This is a genomic window from Pseudomonas algeriensis, assembly GCF_048847255.1.
GTDB lineage: Bacteria > Pseudomonadota > Gammaproteobacteria > Pseudomonadales > Pseudomonadaceae > Aquipseudomonas.
Window position 1 is genome coordinate 123,376 of the sequence record NZ_JBKKRK010000001.1, and the last position, 19,103, is coordinate 142,478.

The 19,103-nt window shown below is 57.7% G+C and carries 17 protein-coding genes; 13 read left to right on the top strand and 4 right to left on the bottom strand.

From position 1 onward, the window contains the following. Window positions 1–104: 104 nt before the first annotated feature. From ACLK1G_RS00555 to ACLK1G_RS00575, 5 genes are all read left to right on the top strand, one after another. The gene (locus tag ACLK1G_RS00555) at window positions 105–1,448 is read left to right on the top strand and encodes an MFS transporter (protein WP_420763607.1); all 1,344 of its coding nucleotides are present in this window, start codon (window positions 105–107) and stop codon (window positions 1,446–1,448) included. A gap of 41 nt (window positions 1,449–1,489) precedes the next feature. Next, window positions 1,490–2,236, top strand: a complete 747-nt coding sequence (locus tag ACLK1G_RS00560) for a nitroreductase (protein WP_420763608.1) — start codon at window positions 1,490–1,492, stop codon at window positions 2,234–2,236. Beyond that, window positions 2,233–3,885 carry an AMP-binding protein gene (locus ACLK1G_RS00565; RefSeq protein ID WP_420763609.1) on the top strand — a complete coding sequence of 551 codons (1,653 nt, stop codon included), beginning with the start codon at window positions 2,233–2,235 and terminating at the stop codon, window positions 3,883–3,885. Before ACLK1G_RS00560 ends, ACLK1G_RS00565 begins: the two co-directional genes overlap by 4 nt. Before the next feature lie 50 nt (window positions 3,886–3,935). Continuing rightward, the gene (locus tag ACLK1G_RS00570) at window positions 3,936–5,243 is read left to right on the top strand and encodes an OprD family porin (protein ID WP_420763610.1); all 1,308 of its coding nucleotides are present in this window, start codon (window positions 3,936–3,938) and stop codon (window positions 5,241–5,243) included. A gap of 161 nt (window positions 5,244–5,404) precedes the next feature. After that, window positions 5,405–5,905, top strand: coding sequence for a hypothetical protein (locus ACLK1G_RS00575; RefSeq protein ID WP_420763611.1), 501 nt, complete (start codon window positions 5,405–5,407; stop codon window positions 5,903–5,905). 3 nt (window positions 5,906–5,908) lie between these two features. Here the strand turns inward: ACLK1G_RS00575 and ACLK1G_RS00580 are convergent, their stop codons facing one another. After that, window positions 5,909–6,826, bottom strand: a complete 918-nt coding sequence (locus ACLK1G_RS00580) for a polyprenyl synthetase family protein (RefSeq protein WP_420763612.1) — start codon at window positions 6,824–6,826, stop codon at window positions 5,909–5,911. 217 nt (window positions 6,827–7,043) lie between these two features. Here ACLK1G_RS00580 and fni point away from each other — a divergent pair, with 217 nt between their 5' ends. The 5 genes from fni to ACLK1G_RS00605 are packed head-to-tail and all read left to right on the top strand — an operon-like array spanning window position 7,044 to window position 13,054. Further along, window positions 7,044–8,099, top strand: coding sequence for a type 2 isopentenyl-diphosphate Delta-isomerase (gene fni / locus ACLK1G_RS00585; RefSeq protein ID WP_420763613.1), 1,056 nt, complete (start codon window positions 7,044–7,046; stop codon window positions 8,097–8,099). After that, window positions 8,096–9,394 (top strand): glycosyltransferase, encoded by a 1,299-nt coding sequence (locus ACLK1G_RS00590; RefSeq protein WP_420763614.1) that lies wholly within the window; start codon window positions 8,096–8,098, stop codon window positions 9,392–9,394. The genes fni and ACLK1G_RS00590 overlap by 4 nt, the downstream gene beginning before the upstream one ends. Continuing rightward, entirely contained in the window at window positions 9,391–10,569 is a 1,179-nt protein-coding gene (gene crtY, locus ACLK1G_RS00595) for a lycopene beta-cyclase CrtY (RefSeq protein WP_420763615.1), read from the top strand. The genes ACLK1G_RS00590 and crtY overlap by 4 nt, the downstream gene beginning before the upstream one ends. Beyond that, the gene (locus ACLK1G_RS00600) at window positions 10,566–12,056 is read left to right on the top strand and encodes a phytoene desaturase (protein WP_420763616.1); all 1,491 of its coding nucleotides are present in this window, start codon (window positions 10,566–10,568) and stop codon (window positions 12,054–12,056) included. The genes crtY and ACLK1G_RS00600 overlap by 4 nt, the downstream gene beginning before the upstream one ends. Next, complete coding sequence (locus tag ACLK1G_RS00605; protein ID WP_420763617.1) at window positions 12,053–13,054, top strand: phytoene/squalene synthase family protein; 1,002 nt, start codon at window positions 12,053–12,055, stop codon at window positions 13,052–13,054. The genes ACLK1G_RS00600 and ACLK1G_RS00605 overlap by 4 nt, the downstream gene beginning before the upstream one ends. On the opposite strand, the gene ACLK1G_RS00610 is transcribed toward ACLK1G_RS00605, so the two are convergent. Further along, window positions 12,936–13,469: a sterol desaturase family protein gene (locus ACLK1G_RS00610; RefSeq protein ID WP_420763618.1), complete on the bottom strand. Its 534-nt coding sequence runs from the start codon at window positions 13,467–13,469 to the stop codon at window positions 12,936–12,938. The two genes, ACLK1G_RS00605 and ACLK1G_RS00610, sit on opposite strands and share 119 nt — an antisense overlap. A gap of 280 nt (window positions 13,470–13,749) precedes the next feature. Here ACLK1G_RS00610 and ACLK1G_RS00615 point away from each other — a divergent pair, with 280 nt between their 5' ends. Then, window positions 13,750–15,000, top strand: coding sequence for a serine hydrolase domain-containing protein (locus ACLK1G_RS00615; protein ID WP_420763619.1), 1,251 nt, complete (start codon window positions 13,750–13,752; stop codon window positions 14,998–15,000). 18 nt (window positions 15,001–15,018) lie between these two features. On the opposite strand, the gene ACLK1G_RS00620 is transcribed toward ACLK1G_RS00615, so the two are convergent. Then, entirely contained in the window at window positions 15,019–15,216 is a 198-nt protein-coding gene (locus tag ACLK1G_RS00620; protein ID WP_420763620.1) for a hypothetical protein, read from the bottom strand. 305 nt (window positions 15,217–15,521) lie between these two features. Between ACLK1G_RS00620 and ACLK1G_RS00625 the strand changes: the two genes are divergently transcribed. Together ACLK1G_RS00625 and ACLK1G_RS00630 are read left to right on the top strand one after the other, a co-directional pair. Continuing rightward, a complete protein-coding gene (locus ACLK1G_RS00625) occupies window positions 15,522–16,334 on the top strand; it encodes a DUF1206 domain-containing protein (protein ID WP_420763621.1) in 813 nt (270 codons plus the stop codon). 29 nt (window positions 16,335–16,363) lie between these two features. Continuing rightward, entirely contained in the window at window positions 16,364–17,608 is a 1,245-nt protein-coding gene (locus tag ACLK1G_RS00630; RefSeq protein ID WP_420764026.1) for a cation:proton antiporter, read from the top strand. Window positions 17,609–17,750: 142 nt separating this feature from the next. On the opposite strand, the gene ACLK1G_RS00635 is transcribed toward ACLK1G_RS00630, so the two are convergent. Further along, window positions 17,751–18,746 (bottom strand): lipase family protein, encoded by a 996-nt coding sequence (locus tag ACLK1G_RS00635; RefSeq protein ID WP_420763622.1) that lies wholly within the window; start codon window positions 18,744–18,746, stop codon window positions 17,751–17,753. Window positions 18,747–19,103: the final 357 nt, after the last annotated feature.

Below are 19,103 nucleotides of genomic sequence, written 5' to 3' on the forward strand. Positions count from 1 at the left end.
GGCAACTCCTACGATGCGCTGCAGGTAGCCCTGGCATCGCCTGTCAAGCGAGCCAGTAACTCTTCGCACTTCACAAACAAAAACAAGATCGAAGGAGACGCGATATGCAGCCGGTAAACGTCTATACACTCGCGGTTGAATCAAAGTTCAACCGCTTCCATGGGCTCATCCTGTTTTGGTGTGTACTCATTCTGATCATCGATGGTTATGACCTTGCGGTCGTCGGTGCAGCCCTTCCGGCGATCATGAAGGACATGAACGTCGATCCAACCAGCGCCGGCGTCATGGCGGGCTCTGCGCTCTTCGGAACGATGCTGGGCGCCATTTTTCTTGGCACGCTAGCCGATCGTATCGGGCGTCCCAGGATGATCGCCATCTGCGTGGCCTTGTTCAGTATTTTCACGGCGGCGGCAGGCCTCACCAGTGACCCGATCAGCTTCAGCGTAGCCCGCTTCATCGCCGGCCTTGGCATCGGCGGCGTACTGCCTATCTGCACCGCTCAGATGGGTGAATTTTCTCCACTCAAACTGCGTACTCGGCTGGTCACCCTGGTTTTCGCGGGGTACTCCGTGGGCGGAATCCTGGTCGCGCTGACGGGTAAGCAACTGATCGAGAGTCATGGATGGCAATGGGTGTTTTATGTGGCGTTGCTGCCCGTGGTGCTTATTCCCCTGATCCTGAAGACCATGCCTGAATCCATCGGCTACCTGCTCAAGACCGGACGTCAGGACGAACTGCGAGCGATCGCTCGTAAACTGGACCCTGCTCTCGTTATCGACGAAAACACGCTGATGACTGGGAACGCCACGGTCCTGGATAAGCAGCAAGCACCGGTTCGTAACTTATTCAGGGAGGGGCGGGGCTTCAGCACTTTAATGATCTGGGCCGCGTTCATGACGGGCCTGTTCATGGTCTACGCCCTTAACTCCTGGCTAACCAAGCTGATGGCGATGGCTGGATTCAGTCTGGGTTCTGCGTTGAATTTTGTGATTGTTTTCAACTTGGGAGCCATCGCCGGTGCAATAGGCGGAGGGTGGTTGAGCGACAAGCTGAACATCAAGCACGTATTGGTCTGCTTCTATATCGTCGGTGCGATAGCACTCACCGTTTTGGGTTATACGCGTTCAACGTCGTTGCTGTTTCCAGTGGTGTTCATCGTCGGCGCATCGACCCTGGGAACTCAATTGCTGGCGTATGCGTACGCCGGTGATTTCTACCCGTCATCGATTCGTTCAACCGGCGTGGGTTTCGCGTCTGGTGTGGGACGAATAGGCGCAATCGTCGCCCCTGTCCTGATTGGCTGGCTGGTGTCGTTGAACCTTGCGCTCGAGAAAAACTTCATGGCCATCAGCCTGGCTGGCCTCATTGGCGCTGTCGCCGTAACCCTGATCAATCAGTCACGCGCCGACTCTACCCAAGTCAGAAAATCCCCGGCCCTGTCGAACTGATGGATGCCCCCGTCTGTGGCTGAATCCGTGGAATTGAATGCATGAAAATGAATCGCTTATCCAAACCGCCCATACCGCCTGAACTGCTTGCTCAAACGGTTGATTGGGCGATCGCTTCGCGCCGCAGTATTCGGGCTTTTTTGCCCACTCCCGTACCGCGCGAAGACATTAAGGCGATCCTTGATGTCGCTCGGTTCTGCGCCACGGGGGTGAACATGCAGCCTTGGCGCGTGCATGTCGTCACTGGAGAAGCAAAGGCTCGTCTTTCATGCGCCATCGCGGAAATTGACAACGATCCATCACAGAGCAACGACCTTGAAGATGCCTATGACTATTACCCACGCGAGTGGACTTCACCCTACGTGGATCGGAGAAGGCAGGTCGGGTGGGAGCTCTATGGGCTGCTGGGCATTGAAAAGGGAGACAAGCAGCGGATGCATGCGCAACACGGCCGCAATTACCAGTTCTTCGACGCTCCCGTCGGCCTGATCTTCACCATGGATCGGGTGTTGAAGGAAGGCAGCCTTCTTGACTACGGCATGTTTCTACAGGCCGTGATGGTCGCTGCGCGTGGAAGGCATCTGCACACCTGCCCACAAGCCGCTTTTTTGAAATATCACCAGGTCATTTCGCAAGCCCTTGCGATTCCCTCGGATCAAATGCTGGTTTGCGGAATGAGCCTTGGATACGCCGACGAGAGCAGCATCGAGAACACCTTGGTCACTGATCGGGAGCCGGTGAGCGCGTTCTGCACTTTTCATCACAATAATAAGGAAACAACATCATGACCCCTGGTGCTTATGAAAGTGGGCTTGATCGCTGCAAGGCCAACTATCTGCCCCTGACGCCACTTGGTTTTCTGGATCGGGCAGCCCTTGTGCACCCGGATCGGGTAGCGGTGGTGCATGGCGAACTGCAACGAACCTGGCGTGAAACCCGCGAACGCTGCTATCGACTTGCCTCGGCACTTTGCGAAAAAGGCCTGGGAGCAGGGGACACCGTTTCAATTCTGTCTCCTAATACTCCTGCCATGCTCGAAGCGCATTTCGGGATCCCCCTCAGCGGCGCGGTACTCAATGCGGTCAACTACCGCCTCGATGCCGAAGGTGTGGCATTCATTCTGCGTCATGGCGAATGCAAGTTGCTGCTGGTGGATCGAGAGTTTGCTGCGCTTGCGGAGGCTGCATTGGCACTCCTCGAACATCCCCCGATGGTGATTGATATCAATGATCACCTGGCGCCACTTTGCGCGAGTGTCGCAGACATTGACTACGAAACCTTCATCCGCAGCGGCAGCCCCGATTTCGAAGGCGTCTGGCCGGATGACGAGTGGCAGCCGATAGCACTCAACTACACCTCCGGTACAACCGGTGATCCAAAGGGCGTGGTCGCTAGCCATCGTGGCACCTACCTCATGAGTCTGCTGCAGATGACCAACTGGCCGCTCACGCGGGCGCCTCGTTACCTGTGGACATTGCCGATGTTCCACGCCAACGGATGGTGTTTTACCTGGGCGATCACGGCTGTGGCCGGCACGCACGTCTGCCTGAGAAAAGTGTGCGCAGAGACGGTGTTCGATGCGATCGATAACCACGGTGTCGATCACTTCTGTGCGGCGCCGATTGTCATGGCCATGATTGCCAACGCCGAAGACCGCCCCGCGCTCAAGACGCCGGTTCGAGTGTTGACTGCTGGTTCTCCACCTCCGGCCAGCATACTCAACGCAGTTGTTTCACGAGGCTTCGACGTGGACCACGTGTACGGAATTACCGAAGTGTCCGGTACGCCGATCAGCTGCGTCTGGCAAGACGGCTGGGACGATTTAACGCCCGGTGAGCAAGGCGCTATGCGAGTACGCCAAGGGGCTCGTGCAGCCGCCTTCGAAGGTTTGATGGTGGCTGACGCCGATACGATGCGGCCAGTCGCAAAAGATGGCCAGACAACGGGTGAGCTGCTGCTCAGGGGCAACACCGTAATGATGGGTTATCTGAAGAATGACAGTGCAACCCGAAAAGCATTCGAAGGCGGTTGGTTTCATACGGGTGATGTCGCCGTCGTGCACCCTGACGGCTACGTCCAGATTACCGACCGGTGCAAAGACGTGATTATCTCCGGTGGGGAAAATATTTCGTCTGTAGAGATCGAGGAGGCGATCCACTGTCACCCGTCTGTTCTGTATGCCGCGGTAGTCGCTCAGCCGGATGACAAATGGGGTGAAGTACCGTGCGCGTTTGTCGAGCTGAAAACGGGTGTCGAGCCTCCCACCGAAGCAGAAATAATGGAGTTCTGCCAAGCACGTCTGGCTCGATTCAAATGTCCGCGCAGAGTGGTCTTTACGGTGTTGCCGAAAACCGCAACCGGGAAAATCCAAAAGTTTGTACTTCGTGAGCAGGCAGGCAGTCGCGATGCCATTGTCCGTTTGGCTTCGAATGGCTAGGTCGTAGTCGCTTCCATCACCTACTAAAAATAAGAATCGGAGCGTTATAAGTGAGCCTGAAAAAAATAACTGCAACGTTGGTGTCTGGCAGCATCGCCCTCAGTGGCCAGGCGTTTGCCGACTTTCTAAGTGATAGCAAAGCCACCTTGGGCATGAGGAGCTTCTACTTCAATAACGACAACCGCGATGGTGTCGCTGCCCTTTCAAAAACCGAAGAGTGGGCGCAGGGCTTCATGCTGGACTTCAAGTCGGGTTATACCGAGGGCGCCGTTGGTTTTGGTGTTGATGCCCTTGGGTTGCTGGGCGTCACCCTGGACAGTGGCAAGGGACGTCACGTTGGCAGCTCGATGATTCCCTCGGACAGTGACAACCGCGCCGTCGACGAGTGGAGCCGGCTGGGACTGACCGGTAAGGTCAAAATGTCCAGGACCGAACTGCGCTACGGCACCTTGATTCCGAAACTTCCGATTCTGGTCGCCAACGATGGACGGGTGCTTCCACAAACCTTCGAGGGCGGCCAGATGACTTCGAGCGAGTTCAAGGACTTGACCCTGACGGGTGGGCGAATTGAACGGGCAACCGGTCGTGCCTCAACGGATCAGACGGGGCTCGCCGCTATGGGCGGTACGCGTGAAAGCAACCAGTTCGCCTTCGCCGGGGGTGACTGGAAAGTCACCAAGGACCTGACGGCTCAGTACTACTATGCCCAGCTCGAAAGCTACTATAACCAACAGTTTTTCGGACTGACTCACACCCTCGCGTTCTCGGACAGTCAATCGTTGAAAACCGACCTGCGTTACTTCAGGACTGACGCGTCAGGTGAAAACAGTTCCGGTACATCGGGCTACCGAATCAGCGGTTACACCAAAAACGGAGATGGCGTTATCGACAATCGTCTCTGGAGTGCTGCATTGATCTACAGCATCGGCGCTCATGCGATGACGGCGGGTTACCAAAGCGTCTCGGACGGTAGCAGCTTCACCCAGCTCAATCAGGGTGGCCTGATAGATAAAGGCGCAGCAGGCAGCTCCTTATACCTGCACACAGATCGTCTGATCCAGAGTTTCACCCGTGCAGGGGAGCGCACAGTATTCGGTCAGTATGCCTATGACTTTGCCGCCCTGGGTGTCCCGGGCCTGAAAGCCTCGGTCATGTACCTCTGCGGTGACAACATCAAGACGAGATCCGGTGACGATCAGAAAGAATGGGAGAGGGATATCTTTCTGGACTACGTCATTCAGTCGGGAGCGCTCAAAGGGGTTGGCTTCGGCTGGCGGAACGGTAAATCCAATAGCGAAGCCGCCCGTGACCAGGACCATAACCGGGTGTTTGTCAGCTACAGCATTGCGCTGCTCTAAGGGCGCAGCATCGCCATCCTCGGCCCGGCGCCCCCGTGGCAACGCGCTTGCGAGCAGGTCAGGCAACAAAAGCATTAATGCGCTAGAGCGCGACAGCCAGGCTGACGTAGGATGGCGTCAGCGTTTCACTCCGTGACTTTCCTCGAATAAGGTACGAAACCATGCGGCTTATGATCCTGCTGATCGGTGCACTACTGAACTTCCACGTGTTGGCGCAGGAGTCAGCCCAATCAAAAGCTCTGGATCAACCCAAAGATCTAAACCAGCCCGCGATGAAGTGGACCCTGCTGGATCAGAACGAGAAGGCGTATACCTTGAACGACAGCGCTCAGGTGCTGTTGATAGCGCGCAGTATGTCGGCCGCCAAGTTAGTGGATGCGGCGATGGAGGGTCACCCGGAGGGCTATCTGGAAGCGCGCCACATTGTGTACCTGGCGGATATCGAGAAGATGCCTTCTATGATCAAACTGGTGGCAGTACCGGCCATGCGTTCGGCCAAATACAGAATTATGCTCGACCAGGACGGCAGGGTTGCCACCCGCTATGGCGGCGACCGGGACACCGTTCAGTGGCTCGCCTTGAACAATGGCGCGGTCGTCAATGAGCAGCGTTTTGCCGACGCCGAAAAGTTGAAACAAGCAATCGCCGAGCAGGCCAAGTAGGCCCTACAGCCTTGCGCCACGTTGTCGCACCGCTTTCTCGAAGATCATCCGCATATACCAGGTGATCATTCGCGAGGGCCCGAAAACTTCTCGCAAATGGCTTTCGGCGCTCGTTAGATGAGCCTCTAGCTGTTCGCGGACTTTTTGCTCGCCGTAAAGCGCAATGAACGTCGACTTGCCCTCGTCCTTGCCCTGGTCCTTATTGCTGTCCGGACAACGATCCAAAAGGTCATCATGCATTTGGAACGCCTGACCCAGCTCAACGGCAAAGTCCTGCAAGATCGGGCGTGTGTGAGCTTTGGCACCACTGATCAGCCAGGCCATGTCCATGATCGCGCTAAACAGTACCCCCGTCTTGAGGTTGTTGGTCAGTGCAATTTCCTCGGGGGGGCGATTTTTCTGCCCGTCACGCAGATCCTTGAACTGACCCTTGACCAGACCCTGCATGCCAACGGTATTGGCCATGACCTCCACCAATTGCATGCGGATTGCGGGTGCCAGATCGGTAATCCCGGCGGCCACCCCGAATGCGCGGCTGAGGAGGGCAACGGCGGCAAGAATCGCTACGTCTTCGCCAAACTTCAGGTGCACGGTCGGCTGCCCACGGCGCAATCGGGCGTTGTCCATGCACGGCATGTCGTCCAGAACCAGTGACGCTGCGTGGATCAATTCCACGGCGCAGCCCAATTCCAGTGCCTGATCACCACCGTGCCCCAAGCCTTGTGCAGCCAGTATCAACAGAATCGGCCGCATCCGCTTGCCGGGCGCCAGCGTGGAGTCACGCATGGCCAGCGCGACAAGGTCGCGCTCGTCGCTGCTGCTCGGCAGCAGTTGGTCCAGACGCTGCTCAATAGCCGCGCGCACATCTTCCAAACGTTCGCTAAACCCATATTCGACGGTTGCGTCAGGCTCGATGGTCATCGGTCTTGACCTTTGCTTTAAGGGCAGTTGTGAAGGGTGATCTGCTTTCTGGTGGTTCACGTGATGGGCCTCAAACTCTGAACCACTTTGAATAACCAGTGCCTCAATTATCAGTCAGCGTTGCACACAAGTTGTACGATCGGCCTAAGCTTGTATAACGCCACTCAACAAAATGACCACGCGCGCCGCGAAATGATTCAACCGAATTGGAGCTTTCATGACCGAGCATCCCTTAAGTCGGAGAAAGGATGATCATCTCAATATCGTGCTGGACGGCCGTGGTGTGAGCCATAACCCACGACAGGGTGGCGGCAACGGGCTGGATGCCTTTCAGTTCGAGCATTGCGCGTTGCCCGAGCTGAATCTGAACGACATTGACCTTGCCAGCGCGCTGGTCGGGATCCCCCTCAGAGCGCCCTTGCTGATCAGTTCAATGACCGGCGGGGCGCAGCGTTCTTCGGCCATTAACCGCCATCTGGCTGAGGCCGCCCAGGAGCTTGGCATCGCCATGGGCGTAGGTTCGCAGCGCGTCGGTCTGCGCAGTGGCAACGATCAGGGCTTGACCCGTGAGCTGCGGCGGCTGGCGCCCGATATCCCGTTACTAGGAAATATCGGCGCGGCACAGTTATTGGAAAAGGATGGCCAGGAGTTGGCGCGCCGCGCCGTGGAGACTTTGCAGGCCAACGCTTTGATCATTCATCTGAACCCGTTGCAGGAAGCCGTTCAGGCCGAAGGTGATCGGGATTGGCGAGGCGTGCTGGATGCCATCGGGCTGACGGTGCAAAGTCTCGGCGTGCCGGTGATCGTCAAGGAGGTCGGGGCGGGTATATCGGCATCGGTGGCGGTGGCCCTGGCTGGAGTCGGGGTCAGCGTGATCGATGTGGCAGGCAGCGGCGGCACCAGTTGGGCAGCGGTAGAGGCTGAACGCGCCAGCAGCCCCGCTGATCACGAGGTGGCAATGGCGTTTGCCGATTGGGGTATAGCGACGTCCACCAGCCTGATCAGCGTGCGTGAGGCATTGCCCGGCATGACGGTGATTGCATCCGGCGGCATTCGCAACGGCGTGGATGTGGCCAAGGCGCTGTGTCTGGGGGCCGACCTGGTAGGGCAGGCGGCCGGAGTGCTGCGCGATGCGACGGTGTCGACAGCGTCGGTCATCGAGCATTTCGACATCGTCATCAAGCAGCTGCGCATTGCCTGTTTCTGCACCGGTTCCGGAGATCTGGCGGCATTGCGTCAAGCCAGATTACTGCCATCGGTTCATCGCCCATGAGCCATTTCGGCGTGGTGACCCCGGCGTTCCATAGCCACTTCCAGGCCTTTCAGGCGCTGGCGGTAGAGCTATTGAATCGTGGGCATCAGGTCACGTTCTTCCAGCAGGCCGACGCGCGCCGTTGGCTGGGTGATCCGCGCATCGGTTTTCATGCGATGGCTGCTAGCAGCCATCCACCGGGGAGCCTGGACGCTGTGTTGCAGCGCGCGGCCAGCTCTAATAACCCGCTGACCTTGCGGCGGGTTATTGCCGATATGTGTTCAACCACAAACATGCTTTGTAATGAATTACCCGCGGCGCTGGCTTACGAGCAGGTCGATGCACTGCTCTGCGATCAGATGGAAGCTGCCGGTGGGCTGGTCGCCGAGGCCTTGGGGCTACCTTATGTCTCGGTGGCTTGCGCGTTGCCGGTCAACCGCGAGCCAGGCTTGCCGCTGCCGGTGATGCCGTTTGCCTACGGTCGCGACGAACGTAGCCTACGCATGTACGCCGGTAGCCAGCAGGTCTACGATTGGCTGATGCGACCGCTCAGAGACGTATTGCGGGGTGCATGTCGACGGCTTGCCATCGTGCCTCGCGATGCGCTGCATGAATGCCTTTCTCCGCTTGCCCACATCAGTCAGACCCTTGCGGGATTTGATTTTCCCCGTTTGCAGCAGCCCGCGCATTTCCACGCAGTCGGACCGTTGCGCCTGCCTTTTTCGGGTACGGGGCAACCTTCGCCAGGCAATGAAACCTTCGAGTGGCAGATTGATAAAAATCGACCCTTTGTCTTCGCCAGCCTGGGTACCTTGCAGGGCGGGCGCCTGGGTATGTTCCGGCGGATTGCAAAGGCTTGCCGTCGCCTGGATGCGCAATTGTTGGTCGCCCATTGCGGCAGGCTTGATCCGGTTCAGGAACGCATGCTTCTCGACAGTGGCGCGACCTGGGTCACTGCGTTCGCCCCCCAGCAAGCGGTGCTTGAACACGCCGATGTAGTCGTGACCCATGGAGGACTCAACACCGTGATGGATGCCATAGCCACCACTACGCCGATGCTCGTCATGCCCATCGGTTTTGACCAGCCGGGGGTGGCTGCGCGTGTCAGCTACCGAGACCTGGGCCTGAAGCTGAACCGCTGGGCGAGCGCCGCCACCATTGCTGATGGGCTGGCCCGGCTGCTTGTTCTGCCACGAGAGCCCTTGCAGCGGATGGCGGCTGAGTTGCAGCGCGCCGGTGGCGCCAGCAAAGCGGCGGACATCGTTGAGGCGGCGGTGCGTAGCGGCGAACCCGTGCTGACGCAGGCGGTGGCATGAACTATGACCTGATCCTCGCCGGTGGTGGGCTGGCCAATGGGCTGATCGCCTGGCGGCTCAAGCAGTTGCGCCCTGAGTTACAGGTGCTGTGCGTTGAAGAGCAGGCCCGGATCGGTGGTAACCATACCTGGTCCTTTCACGACTCGGACTTGACGGCCGAGCAGCATCAGTGGATCAGGCCCTTGGTGGTGCAAACCTGGCCTGCCTACGAGGTGCATTTCCCGGGGCGTTCGCGACGGCTGAACAGCGGTTATGCCAGCATCACCTCCGAACGCTTTGCCCAAGTGATCGAACCCGCGCTCAGTGAGGAGGGGCGGGCAGGGTTGCGTGTGTCACAGCGGATCGAACAGATCACCCCGACTTCGCTGTTGCTGGAGGACGGCGAACAGCTGTGGGCCAAGGCCGTCATCGACGGGCGTGGCGTCCAGCACAGCGAACATCTGGTGCTGGGCCAACAGGCGTTCCTGGGTCAGGTGCTGCAGCTACAGGCCCCTCATGGACTGGACGTGCCGATCATCATGGACGCCCGGGTGGCTCAAGGGCAGGGCTATCGTTTCGTCTACGTCTTGCCCTTTTCAGCCGACACGGTGCTGGTGGAGGACACCCACTACGTTGACCGCCAGAGCTTTTCTTCAGAACAACTGCGCCAGCATGTCCGTGATTATGTGCAAGATCGCGGATGGATCATTGCCCGCTGCCTTCGCGAAGAGCAAGGCGTGTTGCCGATCACCCTGGCAGGCGACTTTTCCGGCTTCTGGCGCGAGGCGCCCGGCCAGCCGCGTTCCGGTTTGCGGGCCGGTCTTTGCCATTGCACAACAGGTTATTCGTTGCCCCAGGCGGTGCAACTGGCGGACTGGGTCGCCCGCCAGCAGAACCTGCAGGCGGACACCTTATACCTTGGCATTCGCGCATGCGCTGAACAGGCGTGGCGGCGCCAGGGGTTTTACCGTTTGCTTAATCGCATGCTGTTCCTGGCGGGCAAACCCCACGACCGCTGGCGGGTGATGCAACGTTTTTATGGTCTGCCCGAGGGGCTGATCAGGCGTTTCTATTCGGGCGACAGCACCCTGCAGGACAAGCTTAGAGTGCTGATCGGCAAGCCGCCTGTTCCCATCAATGAGGCCCTGCACGCGGCACGTCGCTGCCTGCCTCGGCATTACAAGGATCAAGCATGACCCAGGGGAAAAGCGCGATTGTGATTGGCGCAGGCTTTGGTGGCCTGGCACTGGCGATCCGGCTGCAGGCGGCGGGCGTGCAAACCACCTTGCTGGAAAAACGCGACAAGCCCGGCGGCCGCGCCTATGTGTATCACGACGAGGGATTCACTTTCGATGCCGGGCCGACGGTGATTACCGATCCCACCGCCATCGAGGAATTGTTCACAGCGGCCGGCAGATCCATGCGTGACTACGTCGAGATGCTGCCGGTCTCGCCGTTCTATCGCTTGTGCTGGGAGGACGGTACGCAGTTTGACTATGCCAACGATCAGGCCGAGCTGGACCGCAATATCTCCAGGCTCAACCCCAAGGATGTTGAAGGCTACCAGCGGTTTCTGGCGTACTCCAAGGCGGTTTTTCGCGAGGGTTATCTCAAGCTGGGCGCCGTGCCGTTTTTGTCGTTTCGGGACATGGTCAAGGCCGGGCCGCAGCTGGCTCGGCTGCAGGCGTGGCGCAGTGTCTACTCGATGGTTTCTGAATTTATCGAAGACGAAAAACTGCGCCAGGCGTTTTCGTTTCACTCCCTGCTGGTGGGCGGCAATCCGTTTTCCACCTCATCGATCTACACCTTGATCCATGCACTGGAACGCGAATGGGGCGTGTGGTTTCCCAAGGGAGGGACGGGGGCGCTAGTGCAGGGGCTGGTGAGGTTTTTCGAAGACCTCGGCGGGCGTCTCGAGCTCAATGCCGACGTCGCCAGCATCGAGGTGCAAGCGGGCAGGGCCAGCGGCGTGCGCTTGAAAAACGGTCGCTTGCTGAATGCCGACTGCGTCGCTTCCAATGCGGACGTGGTGCATACCTATGAGCAACTTCTGGGCGGCCATGCCCGTGGCATCAAGGAAAGCGCGCGCCTCAAAGGCAAGCGTTTCAGCAACTCGCTGTTCGTCATCCATTTCGGCCTCAAGCGGCCGCAACCTCAGCTTCGACACCACACGGTCTGCTTCGGGCCGCGCTACCGGTCATTGATTCAAGAAATATTCAATGGCGCTGAGCTGGCTGAGGATTTCTCGCTCTACCTGCATGCGCCCTGCATCACGGATCCGAGTCTCGCCCCGCCGGGCTGCTCCAGCCACTACGTGCTCTCGCCGGTTCCTCATCTGGGTAACGCGCCTATCGACTGGGAGGTAGAGGGGCCACGCTACCGTGATCGGATTTTCGCGTATCTGGAAAAACACTACATGCCTGGCCTGCGGGAAGATTTGGTGACCAGTCGGATTTTCAACCCGAATGATTTCCGCAGTGAGTTGAACGCACATTTGGGTTCGGCGTTTTCACTTGAACCTGTCCTTTGGCAGAGTGCCTGGTTCCGGCCCCATAACCGCGACGCGAGCCTTGGCAACGTTTACCTGGTGGGCGCGGGCACTCACCCCGGTGCGGGCGTCCCCGGTGTCATCGGCTCGGCCAAGGCCACGGCAGGTTTGATGCTGGAGGATCTGCACTCATGAATCGCGATGCTAATCAGGACCAAGTCCTGCTGGAGCATGCCGAACGCAGCATTGCTGTGGGCTCGAAGAGCTTTGCCGCGGCCTCGCGCTTGTTCGACCCCTCGACCCGGGCCAGCGCCATGATGCTCTATGCGTGGTGCCGGCATTGCGATGACGTGATAGATGGTCAGGAGGCGGGGCATGCGGCGACCGTGTTGAACCAGTTTGACATTGAACGGCGCCTTGCCGAACTTACCGCTCAGACTCGGGCGGTGTACGCCGGGTTGCCTGTGCAGCACGAAGCCTTCGCTGCGTTCAGAGAGGTGGTGGTCAAACATCGCATTCAGGAGCGTTATGCCCTGGAGCACCTGGCGGGTTTTGCGATGGATGTACACCAGCGCCGCTATCAGAGCGTAAACGACACGTTGGACTACTGCTACCACGTGGCCGGGGTCGTCGGGCTGATGATGGCTCAGGTCATGGGCGTCAGCGACCAAAAGACATTGGACCGCGCCTGCGACCTGGGCATGGCGTTTCAATTGACCAACATTGCCCGGGATATCGTCGAAGACGCTGCCGTCGGCCGGTGCTATCTGCCACGAGACTGGCTGGATGAGCTTTCGATCCCCGAGGCGTCACTTGCCGACGATCAGCATCGGCCCGGTCTGGCCATCCTCGCGCAACGGCTGGTGCAGCTGGCCGAGCCTTTTTACGCCAGTGCCGAGGCGGGATTAAGGGCATTGCCGTGGCGCTCCGCGTGGGCGGTGGCGACTGCGTCGGGTGTCTATCGGCAAATTGGCATCAAGGTCTCAAGGCGGGGCGAGCATGCCTGGGATACGCGGGTGTCGACCTCGAAGGTCGACAAGTTGCGGCATGTGCTCGGGGGCCTGTGCCACGCCGTTACTGCTCGCGGGCGTCACTGGCCTGAGCGTCTGCCGAGCCTGTGGCAGCGCCCGGATCATTCTTGCGAAGAGGTCCGCCATGCAGATCGCGCAACTGAACCCGAAGCACCGCGGTAGGTGGGGCATAGAGAAAACCGAATGAGACACAGCGGTCCTTGCCCGACACGGCATGGTGCATCAAATGCGCTTGATACAGACGCTTGAGATAGCCGGTGCGGGGGACGTACTTCAATGGCCAGCGTTTGTGGACTAGCCCATCATGGGCCAGAAAGTACAGGAAACCGTAAGCCGTCATCCCGGCCCCTATCCATTCCAGCGGGTGCATGCCCTGGGTGCCAAGCGCGATCAGTACGATGGCGAACAGCGCAAATGCGATCGCGTACAGGTCGTTTTTCTCGAACCAGCCGGTGCGGGGCTCATGATGGGAGCGGTGCCAGCCCCAGCCCCAGCCGTGCATCACATATTTGTGGGCGAGAAACGCAAAACCCTCCATACCGATAAGGGTCGCGAAAAAAACCAGTGCGTTCGTCATGAGGCGGATCATCCGAGCAAAGACACAGCATCGGACTGCGCCGAGGCGGTGAACGTTCTAACATCTAACAACGCGATCTTGGCCCTGTTGAGCTGCTCAATCACCTCATTGGCGGTCATTCTCGACATATTCACCGTTCAGTGGCGCGCAGTTGTTTATACCTGACGAGAAGCGATGAGTGTCGTCCTTCAGCTTGGGCGCGATTCCAATGAGTAGACTATGGTTCAAGCGGCCGCGTTTTTTAACATGCGTGAAAAGCAAAACAAAAAAAGGATCGGTTATGCACTCATCCGCGATTTTTCGTGCGACTGCGACTGCGCCTGGTCGCTCGCTGCTTCTCTCACTGGGTCTGCTCGCTGCGGGTATCACCTCGGGCGCATGGGCTGAGGATTATCCCCACGCCAAGGAACCGATTGGCACGGTGGAGCAGATCTATGACGGCGCCATGCTCCCCGATCTGGCGGTCAGTACCTACCGCAACATCGACCGGCTTTTCCCCACCCATAGGATCAAGGCCGGCGATCACCCGTATGCACTGCCCAAATCAGACAAACAGTTGCCCAACGTTCGATTCACTGTCGGGGACAAAAAGTACGACCTGTATGACTTTGTCGCACTGGACAGCATTACGGCGATGCTCGTGCTCAAGGACGGCAAGATCGTGTTCGAGACCTATCAGCGTGGCAACACGGAGAAAACCCGATGGATGTCGATGTCGATAGCCAAATCCATCACCTCCACGCTGGCAGCTGCAGCGATCAAAGACGGCCTTATCAAGAGCCTTGACGCGCAAGTGGTGGATTACGTTCCCGAGCTCAAGGGCAGCGCCTACGAAGGCGTGACCGTGCGCGACGTGCTGATGATGTCTTCGGGCGTGAAGTGGAACGAAACCTACACCGATCCGGCGTCCGATCGTCGCGCGCTACTCAAAGCGCAGATTTCGCAGAAACCGCGTTCTGCCATGGCCTTGATGGCAGGTTTGCCGCGAGCGGCCGAGCCCGGCACGGCCAACACGTACAGCACTGGCGAAACGCAGGTACTCGGCGAGATCGTCCGTGGCGCTGTGAAGATGCCACTGGCCGATTATCTATCCCAGAAGATCTGGCAGCCGTTCGGTATGGAAAGTGATGCCCGGTGGTGGCTCGATTCGCCTGACGGCGTGGAAATCGGTGGCAGCGGTATCAGCGCCACGCTGCGTGACTATGGACGCTTCGGGCTGTTTTTCATGAACGGCGGCAAGATCAATGGCACCTCGATTCTGCCCGAAGGTTGGGTCAAGGAGGCGACGCTGCCGACCACCCTCAAAGGCGGTAAGACCCTGGACTACGGCTACATGTGGTGGACGGCGTGGACCGAGCCGTCGGTGAAAGACGGCGCCTATGCGGCGGTCGGTATCCAAGGCCAGAACATCTACCTCAACCCTGCCAATAACGTGGTGATTGTCACCTTCGGTGCCCAACCCAAGCCGGTTGACAAAGAGCCGATCGACCCGATGGTCTTCTTCGATGCCGTGGTAGCTGCGTTGAAGTAAATTCGCGCGTTGATGACGTCAACCTAGTCGTCGCGAGCCGATCGCCCGCGTAGCGGGGAGCCGTTGGCTGTATTTCGTCCTGACATCGCTGATCTGCGCCGGCTGGTAACCGGCAGCCACCAGGCTTTCGGGTAGCTTGCCGCCAACGCTACCGAACAGTTCACCGGTACCGGTATCGACCAGTACGACACGTCCCAGTATCGATAAGGTAGGCATTGATCGACGTCTTCAGCGGGTTGCGCGTTGCAGCATTGCGTCGATCTGCATTGGACTGATGCCTCTAAGCAGCGGATGTAGATCGAGAGGCAGCGTTCCGTCGCTCAGCGCGGAGATGCGGAACTTTCCCAGATTGAAGGCGTAGATGCCTGCGAAGTGAAAGGTGTTTAGATGAGGGAGCTGCCTGTCGTTCCCGAGGTCAGCGAATGACGCTGCGTAGGTCAGGGCTGCGGTTTTGAATTTAACGATAGAACCCCTTCCAGCCAGACGAGTCTGTTCCTGTACTACTTTCGGGAAAGCAGCCAATGTCAGCGCACCAAAGCCTTATTGTCCTAGCACGCGGAGGGTACGCCGCGCGAGGTGTGATTTACCTCATCATCGGTATCTTCGCATTGCTTGCGGCACAAGATTCGACAAAACCGAAAGATAGCCAGAAAAGCCTGGAAGCCTTATTGGGCCAGCCGTTTGGCTATTTTTTAGTGGGAATCGTCGTGGCGGGTTTGCTCGCATTTTCGGCTTGGCGTGTTCTGCAAGCTACCCGTGATGTCGACCACCATGGCAAAAATCTCAAGGGACTGATAATTCGCACCGGTCTTTTTGCGGGGGGATTGGTCAATGGTGCTCTGGCATTTTTTGCGTTAGGCCTACTTGTAAGCGGAGTGGGTAGCTCTGGCAACTCAGGAGAACAGAACACAGATTGGCTGGCGCATCTATTGTCCTGGAAGCATTCCAACCTATTGGTGTATCTGCTTGCTCTCATTCCGCTTGGCGTTGGAATTGCTCACATTTACAAGGGATGGAAGGCATCGTTTGAAAAGTATTTCGAGGCTGACGAAGACGTCATGCGGTACGTCCGCCCGGTGTCTCGGTTTGGCCTGATCGCACGTGGCGTCGTCTTTATAGAGATTGCATTGCTGTTGGCCTTTAGCGGCTCGGCCTATCAAGCCATGGATCCACCCGGTATGAAGGAAGCCCTCGACGCACTTCAGGGTTTGCCCGCTGGATGGTTGGTTTTGATGGTGATGGCCTTCGGATTGATTGCTTTCTCGGCATACAGCTTCTCTGAAGCCTTCTGGCGCAAGATAAATATGGAAGTACCCGGATTGTCGAAAGCGTAGTGCACCGTATCAACCAGGGCCATTATCGAATGCTGGATATCGTTGCTGTCTTTGTGAGTATCACGGCGGTTCTTGCCTTCCTCAATCGCCGTTATGTTGGGCTGCCGCCAGCGATTGGTGTCATGGGCATTGCGCTGGGCCTCTCTGTGCTGAATATGGCGTTGGATGCGATGGGTTTTCATGCACTCCACACGCTTGAGCAATCGTTGGTGGAATCGATCGATTTTTCCGAACTGCTCATGCAGGGGATGCTTTCCTTACTACTGTTCGCTGGAGCGTTGCACGTCGATCTTTCGCAGCTGCGTTCTTACCGGTGGCAGGTGGCTTCTCTGGCACTAGTAGGAACAACAGCCTCCACATTGTTGATTGGCTATGGGCTGTGGCTACTTCTGTCACTAACGTCTCTGGAACTTCCCCTTGCCTACTGCCTGGTATTCGGTGCCCTGATTTCTCCCACGGATCCCATAGCGGTCATGGGTATCCTGAAGTCCGCCGGGGCTCCCAAAAGCGTCGAACTGGTGATAGCGGGCGAATCACTGTTCAACGACGGAGTCAGTGTTGTGCTGTTTTCACTCATTGTGGCGATGATAGCCAGTGGCGAAGCACCGTCGGCGTTGGGCGCATCGAAGTTGCTTCTGACAGAGGCCGGTGGCGGCGTGCTTCTAGGCGCAGCCATTGGATATCTAGCCTATTTGATGCTGAAAAGCATCGACAGCTACCAGGAAGAAATCTTGATCACATTGGCTGCGGTGCTAGGTGGGTACGCGCTGGCGAACCATCTTCATGTGTCCGGCCCCCTGGCGATGGTAGTCATCGGGCTTATCGTCGGAAACCAGGGACGATCCTACGCAATGTCCGAGCAGACTGAAAAACATGTGGACATGTTCTGGGAACTGATAGACGAGATCTTGAACGCCGTTTTGTTCGTACTGATCGGCCTGGAGGTGGTTCTCATCCAGTTCTCGAACTCCTTGATCGTCACCGGGCTGGCGGTAATAGCACTTACCTTGCTGTCTCGATTGCTTACGGTAGGCGTTCCTATTGCTGCGCTTGGAAGACGCTTTCGTTTACCCAGCGGTTCATGGCGCGTTTTGACCTGGGGAGGTTTGCGAGGGGGCATATCGGTAGCCTTGGCGCTGTCACTGCCAGCCGGAGGCGCGCGGGATATTGTCGTTTCACTCACCTACATGGTGGTGATATTTTCAATTTTGATCCAAGGCATGTCTATCGCAAGCGTGGTTAAACGAGTCATCCCATGCGCGGACACCAAGTAACGTTAGTGGGTGCCGTCCGCTTAGGTTCGAGAGTGCTTGCGGGTTGAAAAAAGCGGGCGACAAAAAGGCGAATTGCAATTCTGTGATTTGCCGAACAGGTGCCGACAATTGCAAGTCGACACCTGATCGTCGAGGCTGCGCGCTAGCTGCCAGACGGCGCCGGCATCGGGATATCACCCAGCTGCAGCCCCAGCAGCGTCATGTATTCGTAGATGTGCTGGTAGCCCGATTGCGCTTCATAGCTAGGGCACGGGGATTGAAGTTCTCCGCAGAGCCGCAGCTCCATGTTTGCGCCGCCCATGCCCCATTGCGTGTAGTTGGAGTTATTACGGGTGACGGTATCGATATTGGAGCAAACCAGTCCCTTCATTTTTTCATCGATGACATTGGTCGGCTCATAAAGCGTCAAGGAGAAGTCGAGAGAGGTTGCGCACCAGGCCATCGGAACGACATCCAGCGTGTTGTAGATGCGTAGCGCATTGCCGGCCATTTGCTTATTGAAATAACTTGCAAAAACACCGTCGCCGGCCGTTGGTGCAGCAATTGTTTCGCAACGGAAATTAAAGTTCGAGAATTTATCTTTCAAATAAAGCGCAAGAACCGACATCAAGGCACCGCCGAGGCTATGCCCGACCAACCGGATCGTTGCCCCACTGCGCTGTTCCGCCAGAAAATCGCAAAGTGTGCCCTGGAAACCGATTGTCGATTCCTGACCCAATATCGCCTTTACACCGTCCGCAGTTCCCTGCGCCAGGTGTGCCGGCACCGGGCAGTTCTTGATGAGGCTCTGCAGCGGCACCATTGAAGAAATATCAAGATCATCTATCTGATCCTTGACCGAATCGGCGAGGGTTCCACTCGTCACCACCACAATGTCGTTTTTGTCCTGCCCGCCGACCAACACCACCGTGATGTGGGCCACATGTTCGCCATCCGGGACCAGGGCGGGTCCCCAGGCTACGTCATAGCCGCCGCCAAACTTGGAGCCGTTAAGGCGCGTAAGAATGTTGTCTTTGACCTGGGTCGGCGAAGGCTTCTTCATGTTTTTCCAATCCGGCGAAGCCAACGCCGCATTGTTCACCACGTACGCGTGGGTAAGATTGATTTGTCTTTGTTCAATTGAGTCTAGCGAAGTCATGACTGCTCCTTGTCTCAGATAATTCAACGGGACCAACGAAAACTCACGCTGCCGTCGATCCTTCTTGGCCAGCAAGACCGAGTGTAGTCGCAGTTTTGGAAGCGACAACTTAATACGCAGCCTTAGCACTTCGAACGGTCCTTGATCCGCAAATCCGGAACCGAGGATGAGGTGCAGATGGTCTTGATATCACCGAACCAGTGCCCTGCGTATTCAATGCGAGGAGGAGCGACCGAGAAGCGAACACCCCGCCTCGGATCAGCACAAACGCCGTAAGGCACTTGCCAATGCCCTGACGTTAACGTAAAGATGGCAACAAAGCGCTGAACTCAGAAGGGCGCAGGGCGGACCGATCCG

Excerpts from the sequence above, each read along its gene's own strand:
- ACLK1G_RS00620 (WP_420763620.1), bottom strand. The coding sequence starts at position 15,216 with ATGCCTACCTTATCGATACTGGGACGTGTCGTACTGGTCGATACCGGT.
- ACLK1G_RS00555 (WP_420763607.1), top strand. The coding sequence starts at position 105 with ATGCAGCCGGTAAACGTCTATACACTCGCGGTTGAATCAAAGTTCAAC.
- ACLK1G_RS00630 (WP_420764026.1), top strand. The coding sequence starts at position 16,364 with ATGCTGGATATCGTTGCTGTCTTTGTGAGTATCACGGCGGTTCTTGCC.
- ACLK1G_RS00590 (WP_420763614.1), top strand. The coding sequence starts at position 8,096 with ATGAGCCATTTCGGCGTGGTGACCCCGGCGTTCCATAGCCACTTCCAG.
- ACLK1G_RS00575 (WP_420763611.1), top strand. The coding sequence starts at position 5,405 with ATGCGGCTTATGATCCTGCTGATCGGTGCACTACTGAACTTCCACGTG.
- ACLK1G_RS00580 (WP_420763612.1), bottom strand. The coding sequence starts at position 6,826 with ATGACCATCGAGCCTGACGCAACCGTCGAATATGGGTTTAGCGAACGT.
- ACLK1G_RS00615 (WP_420763619.1), top strand. The coding sequence starts at position 13,750 with ATGCACTCATCCGCGATTTTTCGTGCGACTGCGACTGCGCCTGGTCGC.
- ACLK1G_RS00610 (WP_420763618.1), bottom strand. The coding sequence starts at position 13,469 with ATGACGAACGCACTGGTTTTTTTCGCGACCCTTATCGGTATGGAGGGT.
- ACLK1G_RS00600 (WP_420763616.1), top strand. The coding sequence starts at position 10,566 with ATGACCCAGGGGAAAAGCGCGATTGTGATTGGCGCAGGCTTTGGTGGC.
- ACLK1G_RS00565 (WP_420763609.1), top strand. The coding sequence starts at position 2,233 with ATGACCCCTGGTGCTTATGAAAGTGGGCTTGATCGCTGCAAGGCCAAC.
- fni (WP_420763613.1), top strand. The coding sequence starts at position 7,044 with ATGACCGAGCATCCCTTAAGTCGGAGAAAGGATGATCATCTCAATATC.
- ACLK1G_RS00605 (WP_420763617.1), top strand. The coding sequence starts at position 12,053 with ATGAATCGCGATGCTAATCAGGACCAAGTCCTGCTGGAGCATGCCGAA.
- crtY (WP_420763615.1), top strand. The coding sequence starts at position 9,391 with ATGAACTATGACCTGATCCTCGCCGGTGGTGGGCTGGCCAATGGGCTG.
- ACLK1G_RS00560 (WP_420763608.1), top strand. The coding sequence starts at position 1,490 with ATGAAAATGAATCGCTTATCCAAACCGCCCATACCGCCTGAACTGCTT.
- ACLK1G_RS00625 (WP_420763621.1), top strand. The coding sequence starts at position 15,522 with ATGTCAGCGCACCAAAGCCTTATTGTCCTAGCACGCGGAGGGTACGCC.
- ACLK1G_RS00635 (WP_420763622.1), bottom strand. The coding sequence starts at position 18,746 with ATGACTTCGCTAGACTCAATTGAACAAAGACAAATCAATCTTACCCAC.